Origin of the sequence: Nocardioides sp. YR527, assembly GCF_900101045.1 — a bacterium.
Classification (GTDB): Bacteria; Actinomycetota; Actinomycetes; order Propionibacteriales; family Nocardioidaceae; genus Nocardioides.
In genome coordinates, this window is sequence record NZ_FNFN01000005.1 from 304,117 (window position 1) to 320,113 (window position 15,997).

At 72.5% G+C, this 15,997-nt stretch carries 13 protein-coding genes, 1 pseudogene and 2 riboswitches; of the genes and pseudogenes, 11 read left to right on the forward strand and 3 right to left on the reverse strand.

Annotated elements, in window-relative coordinates; translation table 11 throughout:
* Window positions 1-3: 3 nt before the first annotated feature.
* Both BLT25_RS17005 and BLT25_RS17010 read left to right on the forward strand, forming a co-directional pair.
* Complete coding sequence (locus tag BLT25_RS17005; RefSeq protein WP_091048264.1) at window positions 4-798, forward strand: sulfite exporter TauE/SafE family protein; 795 nt, start codon at window positions 4-6, stop codon at window positions 796-798.
* 58 nt (window positions 799-856) lie between these two features.
* Window positions 857-1,681, forward strand: coding sequence for an ion transporter (locus BLT25_RS17010; RefSeq protein WP_091048266.1), 825 nt, complete (start codon window positions 857-859; stop codon window positions 1,679-1,681).
* On the opposite strand, the gene BLT25_RS17015 is transcribed toward BLT25_RS17010, so the two are convergent.
* Entirely contained in the window at window positions 1,667-2,833 is a 1,167-nt protein-coding gene (locus BLT25_RS17015; protein WP_176883993.1) for an ABC transporter substrate-binding protein, read from the reverse strand. The genes BLT25_RS17010 and BLT25_RS17015 overlap by 15 nt on opposite strands.
* A gap of 102 nt (window positions 2,834-2,935) precedes the next feature.
* A riboswitch (cobalamin riboswitch) is annotated at window positions 2,936-3,141 on the forward strand.
* 55 nt (window positions 3,142-3,196) lie between these two features.
* Here BLT25_RS17015 and BLT25_RS30480 point away from each other — a divergent pair.
* The 5 genes and pseudogenes from BLT25_RS30480 to bluB all read left to right on the forward strand — a co-directional run.
* Window positions 3,197-3,385, forward strand: a pseudogene (locus BLT25_RS30480) (nitrite reductase); the annotation flags it as partial.
* Window positions 3,386-4,045: 660 nt separating this feature from the next.
* Window positions 4,046-4,699 carry a precorrin-8X methylmutase gene (locus BLT25_RS29965; protein WP_218131401.1) on the forward strand — a complete coding sequence of 218 codons (654 nt, stop codon included), beginning with the start codon at window positions 4,046-4,048 and terminating at the stop codon, window positions 4,697-4,699.
* The gene (gene cobJ / locus BLT25_RS17025) at window positions 4,696-6,246 is read left to right on the forward strand and encodes a precorrin-3B C(17)-methyltransferase (protein WP_091048275.1); all 1,551 of its coding nucleotides are present in this window, start codon (window positions 4,696-4,698) and stop codon (window positions 6,244-6,246) included. The genes BLT25_RS29965 and cobJ overlap by 4 nt, the downstream gene beginning before the upstream one ends.
* Window positions 6,243-6,995 (forward strand): precorrin-4 C(11)-methyltransferase, encoded by a 753-nt coding sequence (gene cobM / locus BLT25_RS17030; RefSeq protein ID WP_091048849.1) that lies wholly within the window; start codon window positions 6,243-6,245, stop codon window positions 6,993-6,995. The genes cobJ and cobM overlap by 4 nt, the downstream gene beginning before the upstream one ends.
* Window positions 6,995-7,621 carry a 5,6-dimethylbenzimidazole synthase gene (gene bluB, locus BLT25_RS17035; RefSeq protein WP_091048277.1) on the forward strand — a complete coding sequence of 209 codons (627 nt, stop codon included), beginning with the start codon at window positions 6,995-6,997 and terminating at the stop codon, window positions 7,619-7,621. The genes cobM and bluB overlap by 1 nt, the downstream gene beginning before the upstream one ends.
* A gap of 190 nt (window positions 7,622-7,811) precedes the next feature.
* On the opposite strand, the gene cbiE is transcribed toward bluB, so the two are convergent.
* Entirely contained in the window at window positions 7,812-9,050 is a 1,239-nt protein-coding gene (gene cbiE / locus BLT25_RS17040; RefSeq protein ID WP_091048279.1) for a precorrin-6y C5,15-methyltransferase (decarboxylating) subunit CbiE, read from the reverse strand.
* A gap of 16 nt (window positions 9,051-9,066) precedes the next feature.
* A riboswitch (cobalamin riboswitch) is annotated at window positions 9,067-9,208 on the forward strand.
* 24 nt (window positions 9,209-9,232) lie between these two features.
* Between cbiE and BLT25_RS17045 the strand changes: the two genes are divergently transcribed.
* Genes BLT25_RS17045 through BLT25_RS17060 form a run of 4 tightly spaced genes read left to right on the forward strand, consistent with a single transcriptional unit; the run spans window position 9,233 to window position 15,517 of the window.
* A complete protein-coding gene (locus BLT25_RS17045; protein WP_256328636.1) occupies window positions 9,233-11,338 on the forward strand; it encodes a VWA domain-containing protein in 2,106 nt (701 codons plus the stop codon).
* On the forward strand, window positions 11,338-11,952 hold the full coding sequence (cobO, locus tag BLT25_RS17050) for a cob(I)yrinic acid a,c-diamide adenosyltransferase (protein WP_091048282.1): 615 nt from the start codon (window positions 11,338-11,340) through the stop codon (window positions 11,950-11,952). The genes BLT25_RS17045 and cobO overlap by 1 nt, the downstream gene beginning before the upstream one ends.
* Window positions 11,946-14,597 carry a bifunctional hydrogenobyrinic acid a,c-diamide synthase/histidinol phosphate aminotransferase CobBC gene (locus BLT25_RS17055; protein WP_091048284.1) on the forward strand — a complete coding sequence of 884 codons (2,652 nt, stop codon included), beginning with the start codon at window positions 11,946-11,948 and terminating at the stop codon, window positions 14,595-14,597. Before cobO ends, BLT25_RS17055 begins: the two co-directional genes overlap by 7 nt.
* Window positions 14,594-15,517, forward strand: coding sequence for a cobalamin biosynthesis protein (locus BLT25_RS17060; RefSeq protein ID WP_091048286.1), 924 nt, complete (start codon window positions 14,594-14,596; stop codon window positions 15,515-15,517). The genes BLT25_RS17055 and BLT25_RS17060 overlap by 4 nt, the downstream gene beginning before the upstream one ends.
* Here the strand turns inward: BLT25_RS17060 and BLT25_RS17065 are convergent.
* Complete coding sequence (locus BLT25_RS17065; RefSeq protein WP_091048288.1) at window positions 15,505-15,864, reverse strand: hypothetical protein; 360 nt, start codon at window positions 15,862-15,864, stop codon at window positions 15,505-15,507. The two genes, BLT25_RS17060 and BLT25_RS17065, sit on opposite strands and share 13 nt — an antisense overlap.
* Window positions 15,865-15,997: the final 133 nt, after the last annotated feature.

A 15,997-nucleotide genomic window follows, 5' to 3' on the forward strand; every position in this document is an offset into this window, starting at 1 on the left:
CCGGTGAGCGCCGAGCTCGCCTGGCTCCTGCTCGCCGGGGTCGGCGCGGGTCTGACCGGCTCGGTGGCCGGTCTGGCCTCGCTGGTCAGCTACCCCTCCCTGCTGGCCGCGGGGCTGCCGCCGGTCGTCGCCAACGTCACCAACACGGTGGCCATGTTCGGCGTCACCGGCGGCACCGTCGCGGGGTCGCGGCGCGAGCTGCGCGGCCAGGGCAGGAGGATCGCCTGGCTGGCCCTGGCCTCCTTCCTCGGCGGGGCGGTCGGCGCTGCCCTGCTGCTCACCACGCCGGCCGAGGCGTTCGAGACGGTGGTGCCCTGGCTCGTCGGCGCCGGGGCGGTGCTCCTGCTGCTCCGCGACCGGATCCGGGCCTGGGCAGCGGCGCGCGCAGCCGCGCGGCCACCACGGCAGGACTCCCCGGCAGGCGCCGAGGAGCGACGTACCTTGGCCCGCGGGTTCGGCTGGGGCGTCATCGTGTTCGTGCTCGGCATCTACGGCGGCTACTTCGGTGCCGGCGTCGGGATCATCGCGCTGGCCGTGCTCGTGCTCGAGCGCACCGAGGCCCTCGCCATCACCAACGCGGTCAAGAACGTCGCCACCGGCGTGGCCAACGGCACCGCCGCGATCGCGTACGTCTTCTTCGCCCCCGTGGACTGGCCGGCCGCGATCGCGCTCGGAGCAGGTGCCGTGATCGGCGGCTTCCTGGGGCCGGCGATCGTCCGGGTCGCCCCCGAGCGGCCGCTGCGCTGGCTGGTCGGTCTCGCCGGCCTCGGCCTGGCCGTGCACCTCGCGACAGCCTGAGACCTCGGCCCGATAGGCTCCGGCCCGCTGTCACGGGTCACAGGAGGACGAAGCGAACATGGGTTCGAGCATCACGACAGCGCGCGCCCGGGTGCGTGCGCTGGTCGACGACGACACCTTCCAGAAGGTCATCATCGGGGTGATCATCCTCAACGCGGTGGTCCTCGGCGTGGAGACGATGGTCCCCGAACATCTCGCCCACGAGCTGGCGCTGCTCGACAGCGTGCTCCTCGGGGTCTTCGTCATCGAGCTGGTGCTGCGGCTGGTGGCGTACGGTCCCAGGTTCTTCCTCGACCCGTGGAACATCTTCGACACCGTGATCGTCGCGATCGCGCTGGTGCCGGCGACCGGCCCGATGTCGGTGCTGCGGGCGCTGCGGATCCTGCGCGTGCTGCGCCTGGTCAACTCGGTCCCGTCCATGCGCCGGGTCGTCGACGGCCTGATCGCGGCGATGCCGGGGATGGGCTCGGTCGCGGCGCTGCTGGTGCTGATGATGTACGTCGCGGTGGTCATCTCGACCAACCTCTACGGCTCGATCGCGCCGGAGTACTTCGGCGACCTCGGCACCAGTGCGTTCACGCTGTTCCAGACCATGACCGGGGAGGCGTGGCCCGACATCGCCCGCGAGGTGATGGCCGAGGACCCCTCCGCCTGGATCTTCTTCGTGGTCTTCATCCTGGTGATGACCTTCGCGGTCCTCAACCTCTTCCTCGCCGTGGTCGTCTCCGGCATGGAGAGCGTCGAGTCCCTCGCCGAGCACGAGGAGGAGTCCGACGCCGAGATGATGGCCATCCTCACCTCGTTGCGCGAGGATCTCACCGCCGTACGTGAGGAGCTGGCCGCGACCCGGGCCGAGCTGCGGTCGGAGTCAGCTGCCCGTTGAGGTGATCTCCTGCAGGACCATGTTGCGGGGGCCGTCGGCAGTGCCCCTGACCACCCGCAGGAAGTAGGGCTGGTCGGGGTTGTGGTTCGGGTCGAAGGACCAGTTCCCGCGGGGGCTGACGATGGTGCCGACCGACCCGAGGGAGTCGGCGATCTCGTTGCGGTCGACGTCGTCGGAGAGGCCGAGCGCCTTGTCGAGCGCGGCCGCGGCGTCGTAGGCCTGCACCGAGTAGACCGTCGGGGTGGCGTCGTACGCCTTGCGGTAGTCCTTCACGAAGGCGTCGTTCATCAGCGAGTCCATCGTGTCGCTGTAGTGCAGCGCGGTCCGCACACCGGATGCCGCGCCGCCCAGCGCGGACAGCACGTCGCCCTCGGTGAGGAACCCCGGGCCGTAGAGCCGGGTGCTCCTGGCCAGCCCGGACTCGCGGTACTGCTTCACGAACGCCTCCGCCTCCTTCCCGGCATAGGCGGCGAAGATCGCGTCCGCGCCGGACTCCTCCACCTTCTCGAAGAGCCCCGACCACTCCTCGGTCACGCCCGCCGGGGTGTAGCTCTGACCCGCCACGTTGCTGCCGGACGCCTCGAGGGAGATCATGAAGCTGTCGGAGAACTCGTGACCGGCCGCGTCGTCGGAGCCGATGACGTACGCCGAGCCCCGGTCGGTCCCCTGGGCGACCGCCTTCCCGAGCGCGCTGCCCAGACCCGCGTTGGTCGAGGACGTACGCCACAGGTAGTCGGAGCCGTCGGCGAACCCGTCGGCGCCGGCGCCGGTCACGATCAGCGGCGTCTCGCTGTTCTTCGCGACGTCCTTGGCCGCCAGCGCCGTCTCCGAGCTCACCACCCCGACGACCGCCTGGACCTCGTCGTCCTGGATCAGCCTGGTCACCGCGGCGACGCCGATCTCGGTCCGGTCGCCCTCGTCGGCCTCGACGACGTCGATCAGCCGGCCGCCGAGCTTCCCGCCGTGCTGGTCGAGGTAGAGGTCGAAGCCCCGGGCCATGTCTGTGCCGATCGACTTGTGGACGCCGGAGGTCGGCACCACCAGACCGATCGAGACCTTCGACTCCGAGGTCGAGGCACAGGCCGTCAGGCTGAGTGCGAGCGCCGAGACCGGCGCGAGAACGAGCAGCTGCCGATGAACCGAGCCGGTCACGGGAGACTCCATCTGTGGGGGTGGCGTCGGGAGGTTCCGAGTAGGCGAACCCTGGCACAACCGCGGCCGGAGGGCGAGCAATTCGGTGCCGTGTCCGCAAGTGGGTAGTCTCGCCCTGCCAGTCGTACTCCATGCCTGATGGGGTCAGGGAACCCGGTGAAAGTCCGGGACTGACGCGCAGCGGTGAGGATGACGGGCGGGGCACGCACTCCTTCCGGGGAGGGCAGTCACTGGAGCCTGGCTCCGGGAAGGCGCTCCGCTCCGATCGATTCCGAGTCCGAAGACCTGCTGGCTCTGGCGGCACCCGCCGCCAGGTCACCACGTGCCCCGCGCAAGGGCACATGACGCAGAGCAGGTGTCCTGATGTCGCGAGTCCGAACCGACCGGTGCCCCGGAGTCGGTCGTCCGTGGGCGGCGGAGGACGGCCTGCTGGTGCGGCTGCGCCTGATCGGCGGGTCCGTCTCCTCCGCCGCGCTGCTCTCGCTGATCTCCGTGGCGGAGACCTACGGCGACGGGCGGATCCACCTCACCGGCCGCGCCAACCTGCAGGTGCGCGGCCTGCCGAGCGTCGACGGCGGCCAGTCTGGAAGCAGCCTGCCGGGCGAGGTGCTCTCTGCGCTGAAGGCGACGGGTCTGGTGCCGGCGCAGACCCACGAGCTCGTACGCAACGTGATGGTCTCCCCGCAGAGCGGGCTCGCCGGAGGGCGGGTCGACCTGCGCGGCGTCGCGGCGTCGCTGGACCGGCTGCTGTGCGCCTCGCCGCGGCTGGCCGCGTTGCCGGGTCGGTTCCTCTTCGTGCTCGACGACGGTCGCGGCGACCTGGTCTCGCGCGAGTGTGACCTCGGGCTGGTGGCGCTCTCCGCGGCCGAGGGTCAGCTCCGGGTCGGTGACTCGTGGGGGCCGGTCGTGCCGCTCGCTGAGGCCGCGTCCCGGTTGGTCTCGCTCGCTACCCAGTTCTTGGACGTACGCGGCGAGGGACCGTCGGCGGCCTGGCACGTCGCCGAGCTCGACGCTCCTCTGGTCGAGCCGGTCGCGGCCGACGCCAGGGTGCCGGTCGCGGCCACCGAGCTGGAGTTCGGTGAGGTGCCCGGTGGCGAGCACGTCGGCTTTGCCGAGGGGGTCCTGGACCGGGCGGCGGTCACGGCGCTGGCCGAGCGGGCGCCGGCGGTCGTGGTGACGCCGTGGCGCGGCGTACTCGTGCCCTCGCCGCAGGTGCGCCCGACCCGGCACTACGACTACATCGACCAGGGGCCGGCGATCTACGTCGACTCCTTCGCGACCATCCGGTGTGAGTCCGACCTCTCCGCGGTCCCGGCCGACGCCGAGCGGCTCGCGGTGCGGATGATCCACGGCAGCGGGCAGGTCGACCTCGCCGCCGACCTGGTCATCCACCCCGGCCTGGTGAAGGCCGCGCGGGGCGCGCTGGAGGCCGGGGCACCGATCCTGTGCGACGCGACGATGGTCGCCACCGGGGTCACGCGTAGCCGGCTCCCGCGCGAGAACGAGGTGCTCTGCATGCTCGGTGACGACCGGGTCCCGGCGCTGGCCCGGATGTGGGGGACGACCCGCACCGCCGCCGCGCTGTCCCTGTGGGAGCCCTACCTCGAGGGTGCGGTGGTCGCCATCGGCAACGCCCCGACGGCACTCTTCCATCTGCTCGAGATGATCCTCGACGGCGGTCCGCGGCCGGCCGCGATCGTCGGCTGCCCGGTCGGCTTCATCGGCGCGGCCGAGTCCAAGGAGGCGCTCGCCTCCTTCGCTGCAGATCACGGGATCGACATCCCCTACGTCACCGTCCGGGGCCGCCGTGGCGGCTCCGCGATGACCTCCTCCGCCCTCAACGCACTCGCCCAGGAGCAGGAATGAGCACCTCGAGTCCTGGGCGGTTCACCGTCGTCGGCATCGGCCCGGGCGACCCCGAGCTGATCACCCTCAAGGCCGCCCGGCTGATCGGCGCGGCTCCCGTGATCGCCTACCACGCCGGGGTGCGCAAGCAGTCGCACGCTCGCCGCATCGCGTCGTCGCTGATCCCCGCGGACGCGGTGGAGGAGGAGCTGCGCTACCCGGTCACCACCGGGACCACCTCGCACCCCGGCGGCTATGTCGGGGCGATGGCCGAGTTCTACGAGTCCTGCGCGGTCCGGCTCTCCGCTCACCTCGACGCCGGCCGCGACGTCGTCCTGCTCGCCGAGGGCGACCCGCTCTTCTACGGCTCCTCGATGTATCTCCACGACCGGTTCAAGGAGGTCTACGAGACCTCCGTCGTCCCGGGCGTGCCTGCCTTCGCAGCCGCCACCGCCGCGGTCTCCACGCCGCTGGTGCGCCAGACCGATGTGCTCACGGTGCTGCCGGGAACGCTGCCCGAGCCCGAGCTCGCCCGTCGGCTGGCCGACACCGAGGCGGCGATCATCATGAAGCTCGGCCGGACCTTCCCCGCGGTCCGTTCCGCGCTCGCGGCTGCCGGGCGGCTCGAGGGTGCCTGGTACGTCGAGCGTGCCTCGCAGCCCGAGGAGCGCTGGCTGCCGGTGGCCGACGTCGACCCGTCCTCCGTGCCGTACTTCTCCCTCATCGTGGTGCCGGGAGACACGGCTCCTGCACCTGCCGCGGCCCGGCTGCGGCAAGAGCTACCCGCGGTCGAGCCTGTCGAGGTGGCGCGCGGGGGCGTCTCGACAGACTCGACCGGCGGGGAGGTCCTGGTCGTCGGGCTCGGGCCGGGCCCCGACGGGTGGCTGACACCCGAGGTCAGCTCGGCGCTGGCCGAGGTCGGACACGTCGTCGGCTACGCGCCGTACGTCAACCGGGTGCCGCAACGTGAAGGCCTGCGGCGGCACGCGTCGGGCAACACGGTCGAGGTCGACCGGGCCCGGCACGCACTGGAGCTGGCGGTCGCGGGGGAGCGGGTCGCCGTGGTCTCCGGCGGTGATGCCGGTGTCTTCGGGATGGCGTCCGCCGTGTTCGAGGCTGCCGAGGATCCGGCCTACGCCGGCGTACGCGTCCGGGTCCTGCCCGGGGTCAGCGCCGTCCAGGCGGTGGCCGCGCGGGCGGGCGCCCCAGTGGGGGCCGACTTCGCGGTGATGTCCCTCTCCGACCGGCTCAAGCCGTGGTCCGTCGTCGAGGACCGGCTGCGCGCGGTCGCGGCCGCCGATCTCGTGCTGGCCATCTACAACCCGGCCTCGCGCTCGCGCACCGAGCAGATCGGCCGGGCTCGCGACGTACTCCTGGAGCAGCGCAAGCCGGACACCGTGGTCGTGGTCGGACGCGACGTCGGGCGGGCCGAGGAGTCGCTGACCGTGACCACTCTCGGTGACCTCGACCCCGGGACCATCGACATGAAGTGCCTGGTGATCGTGGGGGCGAGCTCGACCCGGGCGACCGCGGCCGGGCAGGTCTGGACGCCGAGGTACGTGCGGTGACCGGCCGGCAGAGCGTTCACTTCGTCGGTGCCGGCCCCGGCGCGGCAGACCTGCTGACCGTACGCGCGACGAGGCTGCTCGAGGCTGCCGACGTGGTGCTCTACCCCGGCACCTACCTGGACCCTGAGGTGCTGGGGCACTGCAGCCCCGCGGCCGAGCTGGTCGACACCCAGAAGCTCGATCTGGACCAGATCGTCGGCGAGATCGTCGCCGCCCACCGGGGCGGCAAGCAGGTCGTACGCCTCGTCTCCGGCGACCCGTCGGTCTACTCGGCGGTCGCGGAGCAGACCCGGCGGCTCGATGCCGCCGGGGTGCCCTGGGACGTCACGCCGGGCGTGCCCGCCTACGCGGCGGCAGCAGCGCTCGTGGGACGGGAGCTGACCGTCCCGCTGGTGGCGCAGTCGGTCGTCCTCACCCGGACGCAGGCCCGGTCGACGGCCATGCCGGAGGGGGAATCCCTGGCCGCGTACGCCGCGACCGGCGCCACGCTCGTCCTCCACCTGGCGATCCGGCGCACCCGCGAGCTGATGGCCGAGCTGTTGCCCTACTACGGCCCGGAGTGCCCGGTCGTGGTCGTCTACCGCGCCAGCCAGCCCGAGGAGCGGGTGCTGCGCGGGACGGTGGCGACGATCGCCGACGCGGTCGAGGACGCGGGGCTGCGGCAGGCCGCCGTCATCCTCGCCGGACCCGCGCTGGCCCGCGACGGGGGCGAGTCGTTCCTCTACGACGCGGCTCGGGTGCGTGCCTGATGGATCTCTATGACGCGATCAACCGCCGCCGAGACACGCGTGCGGAGTTCACCGGGGAACCGGTCGATCCTGCCGTGCTCGAGCGGGTCCTCTCGGCCGCCCACGCCGCCCCGAGTGTCGGGATGTCGCAGCCGTGGGACTTCGTGCTGGTGCGCTCGCCGGAGACCCTGTCGGCCTTCCGTGACCACGTTGCCACCGAGCGGGACGTGTTCGCGTCCTCGCTCTCCGGAGAGCGGGCCGCGACGTTCTCCCGGATCAAGATCGAGGGCATCTGCGAGTCCGGACTCGGGGTGGTCGTCGGCTACGACCCGACCCGCGGCGGGTCGCAGGTCCTCGGACGGCACGCCATCGCCGACGCCGGGCTCTACTCGACCGTCCTCGCGATCCAGAACCTCTGGCTCGCCGCCACCGCCGAGGGTCTCGGCGTCGGCTGGGTCAGCTTCTACCGCGAGGAGTTCCTGCGATCGCTCATCGGGCTTCCGTCGCACGTACGGCCGGTGGCGTGGCTCTGTGTCGGTGCCGTCGACGGCGTGCCTGAGGTGCCGGATCTGGAGCGGTTCGGGTGGAGGCATCGGTCGGAGCTGTCTTCGGTGGTTCATGAGGAGAGGTATCTCTCGGGGCGCTGATGTTGTTTGTGGTTGGCGTTTGCCGCGGAGTTTCGAGTTGAGCACGGGCTTGGGACTGCGGGTCACCCGTTCCGGCAATCGGGTCGTGTGGTTGGTGGAAAGAATTTTTCTTCCACGCGGTGCCCGCTACGCGGTAGCGGACCGGGAGGCGAACGAAAATTCGTTCGCCGCCGATGACTCCAGTCGGGATCTATTTGGTAGGGGAAGGAATTTTCTTTCCCCTGTTGGCGCTGTCGGTGGGGACGACGAAGGACCACTGCGTCACCGACCGTGCGGGAGTCCAGCCGGTGAACGTGCCGATCGGGGCGGAGGTCTCCACCGAGATCCGGGTGAGTTCACCGCCGTGCTGCTGGTAGGCGGTGGCCAGAAGCTGCTCGGTCTCCAGCGTCACACCGTGGACGACGAGCCGGCCACCGGTGCGGAGGGCGGCCAGGCAGGTGTCGACCACTCCTGGTCGGGTGGCGCCGCCGCCGATGAAGATCGCGTCGGGCGCCGGGAGGTTGCGCAACGCATCGGGGGCGCGGCCCTGGACGACGGCAAGGCCGGGTACGCCGAGGCGGGTCGCGTTGCGGGCGATCCGGGCGGCGCGCTCGGGGGAGGCCTCGATGGCGGTCGTGGTGCAGGACGGGTGCGCCCGCATCCACTCGATACCGACCGAGCCGGCACCGGCGCCGACGTCCCACAGGTGCGCGCCGGGGGTGGGGGCCAGGCGGGCCAGGGCCGAGGCCCGCAGGTCGCGCTTGGTCAGCTGGCCGTCGTTCTCGAAGACGTCGTCGGGAAGGCCGGCGGCCCAGCCGAGGAGGGATGCGCCGAGGCACTCGATCGCCACGATGTTGAGCCGCGGCGACTCCGCGTCCCACGCGGAGGCGGTCGCGGTCCGTGCGCTCTCGGTCTCCGCGCCGAGCTCGCCCAGGACGGTCATCGTCGAGGCCCCGAAACCGGCCCCGACCAGGAGATTCGCGATCGAGGCAGGAGTCGACCCGTCCGACGAGAGCGCCAGGATCCGCCGGCCGGGTGCGAGCTCGCGGGCGACCAGTGACACGTCGCGGCCGACGAGGCTGACGACCACGCACGACTCGGCCGGCCAGCCCATCCGGGCGCGGGCGAGGGCGACGGAGGAGACGGCCGGCTCGATGCGTACGTTCCCCCGACCGAGCAGCGAGATCAGGGTCGTCCCGATGCCGGAGACCAGCGGGTCGCCGGAGGCCAGAGCGACGACGGGGGAGTCGCCCGGCAGCGACTCGAGGAGCGCCGGGAGCCCCTCGCGCAGCGGCGACGGCCAGGGTTCGCGCCGCTGGCCGGGGACATCCGGGACGAGGTCGAGATGACGCTTGCCACCGAGGAGGACGGCCGACTCCCGGATCAGCTGCTGGTGACGTACGGGAATCTCGTCCCAACCTCCGGCACCGATGCCCACCACGACGATCATGAGGCCAGACGCTACAGTGACCGCACAGGCGCGAGGTGCCCCGACTGGGGAGAATCTGGGAAGCCGGTGAGAATCCGGCACAGGCCCGCTGCGGTGAATCGAGCCCCATCACGGGGACTCGACAAGTCCGAAGACCGGCCCCGCGTCCATCCAATCAACGCGATAGGGAGCGGGAGCCTCTCATGCCGGTGCACTACCCATTTTCTGCCGTCCTCGGCTGCCAGGCGGACGACCTCGACGACATGGGCCTCGCGCTCGTGCTCACCACCATCTCGCCGGAGATCGGCGGAGTCCTGGTCCGTGGTGAGAAGGGGACTGCGAAGTCGACGGCCGTACGCGGTCTGGCGGCCGTGCTGCCCTCGATCTCGGTCTACGCCGGGGACCGGTTCTCGATCGACCCCGCCGACCCCTCCGCGGAGTCGCCGGACGGTCCCTTCGGGTCCGCCGCCGTCGTGGAGAGCCGGCCGGTCCGGCTGGTCGAGCTCCCGGTGGGGGCCACCGAGGACCGCGTCGTCGGCTCGCTCCATCTGGAGAGCGCGCTGTCGCGCGGCGCGGTCGAGTTCGAGCCCGGGCTGCTCGCGCGGGCCCACCGCGGCCTGCTCTACGTCGACGAGGTCAACCTGCTCCACGACCACCTCGTCGACCTGCTGCTGGACGCGGCGGCGATGGGCCGGGTCAGCGTCGAGCGGGACGGAGTCTCGGTCGAGCACGCCGCCCGGTTCGTACTGATCGGCACCATGAACCCCGAGGAGGGCGAGCTGCGCCCGCAGCTGCTGGACCGCTTCGGGCTCACCGTCGAGGTCGCCGCGCCCCGGGATCCGGCGCTGCGCGCCGAGGTCGTACGCCGCCGGATGGCCTTCGACCTGGATGCTCCCGGGTTCGTCGAGCGCTATCTGGCCGCCGAGCGCGACCTGACCGCACGGGTCTCCACCGCGCGCGCCCTCGTCGGGAAGGTCCGGCTCACCGCACCGGGGCTGCTCAAGATCGCCGAGGTCTGTGCGGCGTTCGAGGTCGACGGACTGCGCGCCGACATCGTCACCGCCCGCACCGCGGTCGCGCACGCGGCCTGGGCCGGGCGCTCCGAGGTCACCCGCGCCGACATCCGCCGTGCCGCCCTGCTGGCCCTCCCGCACCGCCGCCGCCGCAACCCCTTCGACGCCCCCGGGCTCGACGAGGACCTGCTCGACCGCATCCTCGGCGACGAGGAGCTTCCGCCGGAGCCGCCGGAGGGCGGGGACTCGGATGAAGGTGGCGCTGACGACTCTGTTGGTCTCACTGAGCCAGATTCCGCTGGGCCTCCGCCTAGCGGCTCCGACGGCTCGACCGACGGGGACAGCTCGACCGACGCGGAACCCCCGTCGGTCGAGCCCCCGTCGGTCGAGCCCGCGAGCGACGATTCTTCGCTGGTTGAGCCCGCGAGCGCAGCGAGCGGTGTCGAAACCAACACGGTCACCGCCGCAGGCGCCGCCTACCGCCCTCGCCTGCTGACCGTGACCGGCCTGGGCACGGGCCGCACCGGCGGCCGGAGCAAGGCGATCGGCAGCAGCGGCCGCCGGATCGGCGCCAGCCTCAGCACCCGCGGCTCGCTCCACCTCGTCGAGACGCTCAAGGCGGCCGCGGGCAAGCAGAGCGCTCGCCCGCGTACCTCGGCGAAGGTCGAGCTGCGGATCGAGGACCTCCGCACCGCGGTCCGTGAGGGCCGCGAGGCCAACCTGGTGCTCTTCTGCGTGGACGCCTCCGGGTCGATGGCCGCGCGCAAGCGGATGGCGCAGGTCAAGGCCGCGGTTCTCTCGCTGTTGCTCGACGCCTACCGGCGCCGCGACAAGGTCGGGATGATCACGTTCCGGGGCGAGGGTGCCGAGCTCGTGCTGCCCCCGACGGGGTCGGTCGACCTCGCTGCGGCACGTCTGGACGAGGTGCCCGCCGGAGGACGTACGCCCCTGGCCGAAGGCCTCCTCGAGGCCGCCCGCGTGCTCCAGCGCGAGCACCTGCGCGACCCCGATCTGCGGCCGCTGCTGGTGGTCGTCACCGACGGTCGCGCCAACTCGAAGGCCCACGGCAAGGATGCAGTGCGACGATCGCAGCAGGCCGCCGCGTACGTCGCCGGTCTGGGGGTCACGACGGTCGTCATCGACTCCGAGAGCGGGCCGATGCGGCTCGGGCTGGCCCGTCAGCTGGCCGTTCACCTCGGGGCCGAGCACGTGCCGGTGGCCGAGGTCAACGCCGAGGCGCTGACGTCGGCCGTCCACGGGTTCACCGGAACCACCATGGGAAGGGGCGCTGCCTGATGCCCAAGGGACAGCCGCTGAACGTACCCGACGACGGGCTCACCACCCGCCAGCGCCGCAACCGGCCGCTGGTGATGGTCCACACCGGACCGGGCAAGGGGAAGTCGACCGCCGCCTTCGGGCTCGCACTGCGCGGCTGGAACCAGGGCTGGCGGATCGGGGTCTTCCAGTTCGTGAAGTCGGCCAAGTGGCGCATCGGCGAGCAGACCGTGCTCGAGCGCCTCGGGAAGCTGCACGAGGAGACCGGCGAGGGCGGGCCGGTCGACTGGCACAAGATGGGCTCCGGCTGGTCCTGGAGCCGCAAGCAGGGTGACGCCGAGGACCACGCCGCGGCCGCCGCCGAGGGCTGGGCCGAGATCAAGCGGTGCCTGGCCGCGGAGACGTACGACCTGCTGGTCCTCGACGAGTTCACCTACCCGATCAAGTGGGGCTGGGTCGACGCCGCCGAGGTCGCCTCCGTGCTCTCCGAGCGACCGGGGCGCCAGCACGTCGTGATCACCGGCCGCGACGCCGACCCCGCCGTGCTCGAGGTGGCGGACCTGGTCACCGAGATGACCAAGATCAAGCACCCGATGGACGCCGGCCAGAAGGGCCAGCGGGGCATCGAATGGTGACCCTGCCCCGGCTGGTGGTCGCTGCTCCCTCGACGGGTTCGGGGAAGACGACCATCGCCACCGGGCTGATGGCGGCGCTGCGTGCTTCCGGGATGACGGTGAGCGGTCACAAGGTCGGGCCGGACTACATCGACCCGGGCTACCACGCGCTCGCCACCGGTCGTCCGGGGCGCAACCTCGACCCCCACCTCGTGGGTGTCGAGCGGGTCGTGCCGCTGCTGCTCCATGGTGCTGCTGGGGCGGACGTGGCGGTCATCGAGGGTGTCATGGGCCTCTACGACGGCCGCCTCGGCACCGACGGCTTCGCCTCCACCGCCCACGTGTCCTCGTTGACGTCCTCGCCGGTCGTCCTGGTCCTCGACGTCGCCCGGATGTCCCGCTCCGCCGCCGCGATCGCCGCCGGGATGGCGACCTTCGACCCGTCCGTACGCATCGGGGGAGTCGTCCTCAACCGCTGCTCCCCGGGGCGCAACGCCGAGGAGATCCGGCGAGCGCTGGAGCAGGCCGGGCTGCCGGTGCTCGGTCTCCTGCCGCGCGATGAGTCGCTCGCGACCCCGTCGCGCCATCTGGGCCTCGTCCCGGTCGCCGAGCGTGACGAGTCGGTCGCGCTGATCGAGCGGCTGGGGGAGCAGGTCGCTGCTCACCTGGATCTGTCGGCGCTGATGGATGTAGCCAGCTCGGCGCCTGCGCTCGAGGGAGAGGCGTGGGACCCGGCCAAGGCGTTGCGCGAAGACGACCGTGTTGGTCTCGACACGGCGTCGATCGTTCCTCACGACGCCGGCTCGACCGACGTTCCCACCGCTGGTCGAGCCGCCGGAGCCGCTAGGCGGAGGCGTGTCGAGCGTCGTATCGAGCCTGTCGAGATGACCAACACGGTCGCTCGCCCGGTCGTCGCTTTCGCGGGCGGCCGCGCGTTCACGTTCCGCTACCCCGAGACCGAGGAGCTCCTGGAGGCGGCAGGCTGCGACGTACGCTCATTCGACCCGCTCACCGATCCCACACTTCCCGAGGGGACGAGCGGGATCTACCTCGGCGGGGGCTTCCCGGAGATGTACGCCGCCGACCTCGCCGCCAACCACAGCCTGCTCCGCGACCTTCGCGCCGCAGTCGAGGCTGGAGTGCCGACGGTCGCCGAGTGCGCCGGGCTGCTCTACCTGGCCGAGTCCCTCGACGGCGTACCTATGGCCGGAGCCATCCCCACCCACGCCGCGATGAGCGAGCGCCTCACCCTGCGCTACCCGGTCGCGACGGCGGTCTCCGACTCCATCCTCACTCGCGCAGGCGAGCAGGTCACCGGCCACGAGTTCCACCGCACCACCACCTCACCCCCCGCCGGGACCCAGGCTGCGTGGACCGTCGACGGTGCCGCGACGGGCTTCGCCGGCCGGACCCTGCACGCTGCCTATCTCCACGTCCACTGGGCCGGGCACCCGCACTTGGCACGCCGCTTCGCCGACGCCGCGCATTCGTTCACCCCCGTCGGTCGAGCCGACGTCGTGAGGGACGAACGACGTCGTGTCGAGACCAACACGGTCCCCTCGAGCGCGACAGGGGACCGTGTTGGTCTCGACACGCCTCCGCCTAGCGGCTCCGGCGGCTCGACCAGCGGGGTGGGCGGCTCTGTCAGCGGGGTCGCGGATCCGCTGCGGCACCACGGGGACGTCGAGGTGGGGGAGGGGCTGCTCGACTTCGCGGTGAACGTCTACCCGGGTCCCCGACCGGAGTGGCTGGACCGGACGCTCCACGAGTCGCTGGCCCCGGCCGCCTACCCCGACGAGGAACCGGCGCGGGCGGCGCTGGCGAAGCACCATGGGCGTGACCGCGACGAGGTGCTCCCGACGGCGGGGGCGGCGGAGGCGTTCACGCTCGTGGCGCGAGCCAGGCAGTGGCGCAAGCCTGTCGTCGTCCATCCGCAGTTCACCGAGCCCCACGCGGCGCTCGAGCAGGCCGGCCACCGAGTGACCGAGGTCCGTCTCCGTCACGAGGACGGCTTCAGCCTCGACCCGGCCGCGGTGCCCGAGGACGCGGACCTGGTCGTCGTCGGCAACCCGACCAACCCCACCGGCGTACTCCACCCGACCTCCACCCTCCGCGCCCTCCTCCGCCCCGGCCGATTGGTCGTGGTCGACGAGGCGTTCATGGATGCCGTCCCCGGCGAGCCGGAGACCTTGACCGGCGAGCGCACCGAGGGCCTGCTGGTCATCCGGAGCCTGACGAAGCACTGGTCGATCCCCGGCGTACGCGCCGGCTACGTCGTCGGCGACGCCGCCGCGATCAGCGACCTGGAGGCGGTGCGTACCCCGTGGTCGGTCTCGGCCACCGCGGCTGCCGCGATGCTCGCCTGCGCGACCGAGCGGGCGAGCGCCGAGGCCCGTGAGCGCGCCGAGCGGATCTCCACCTGGCGCGACCATCTCGAGACCGGCCTACGCGACCAGCAGATCGAGTACGTCCCCTCGGCCGCCTCCTTCGTCCTGGCCCGCCCGGGCGCCGGGGTCCGTGAGGCCCTGCGCGAGGAAGGCATCGCCGTACGCCGCGCCGACACCTTCCCCGGCCTCGGCTCGGACTGGGTACGGATCGCAGTACGCCCCGAGGACCCGACCGATCAGCTCCTGGCGGCGCTGCGCCAGACCCGGGAGCCCTCGTGAGCCCCCGGGCGATCGGGCTCCTCACCGGCTTCGCGCTGGACCGCCTGCTCGGAGACCCGCGGCGCTACCACCCGGTCGCCGGCTTCGGCACGGTCGCGATGAAGGCCGAGCGGGCCTGGTACGCGGACGACCGAGCCCGCGGCGTCCTCCACTCCGCGACCCTGGTCGGGGGTGCGGTGGTCCTCGGCGCCGCCGCGGAGCGCCTCGCCCCAGGACGGATCGGGACGGCGCTCGTGACCGCGGCCGCGACCTGGGCGGTCCTCGGCGGCCGCTCCCTGGAGCGCGAGGCGATGGCCGTCCATGACCATCTCGACCGCGGGGACCTCCCAGCGGCACGGCAGCGGCTGACCCATCTGGTCGGCCGCGACACCAGCGAGCTCGGCGCCGACGAGGTCTCCCGTGCCGTCGTGGAGAGCGTCGCCGAGAACACCTCCGACGCGGTGGTCGCACCGCTGGTGTGGGGCGCCGTCGCAGGTGTCCCCGGACTGCTCGGCTACCGAGCCGCCAACACCCTGGACGCCATGGTCGGCCACCACAACGAGCGCTACGAGCGCTTCGGCTGGGCCAGCGCCCGCCTCGACGACCTGCTCAACCTGCCCGGCTCCCGCCTGTCCGGCCTCCTCGCGGTCGCCGCGTCCCCGAGCGGCGCGGCCGACGCCGTACGTGCCTGGCGCCGCGACGCCGCCGAGCACCCCAGCCCCAACGCTGGCGTCGTCGAGGCCACCTTCGCCGGCTCGCTCGGGGTCCGGCTGGGCGGCACCAACACCTACTACGGCAACCGCGTCGAGCACCGCGCGGTCATGGGCGACGGCCGCGCGACCGAGCCGGCCGACATCCCCCGGGCCACCCGGCTGGCGCGGAAGATCGGGATCGGCGCGGCCCTGGTCGCTGCCGCGTACGCCGTCGTTCAGCGCTCCTGACGGAAGGCCCGGGCCAGGACCGCCGGCGGGGCATCGGCGATGCCCGGTCCGCCGGCGCGGGCCCATTGGGCCAGGGCGTCGGCGACCCTGGCGCTGCCGGTCCGGGCGACCCAGACCGGCCGGGCCCCGCGCCGGCGTCCCTCCGGGGAGGGGCCGACCACCACGACGTCGGCTCGCTCGCAGGGGCCGAGGCAGTCGGCGACACGTACCGTCGCCGACTCCCCGGCCGCACTGTTCAGCGTCGTGAGCACGGCCGCATGGTCCACCCCGGGCGACTTCCGCTCGCTCCCGCAGCAGCATCCGCGGCAGACCGTCAGGGTCGGCCGACCGGCGGCCGGGTCGGTCATCCTCGGCCTCCTCAGCCCTCGCAGGCTTCGCAGTCGGGGCCGTTCTCGATGGCACAGACCTGGGCGTCGGTCCAGTCGTCCCAGGTCAGGTCGTCGATGGCGTCGGTGGTCGGGTTCTCGTTCATGGTCGTAC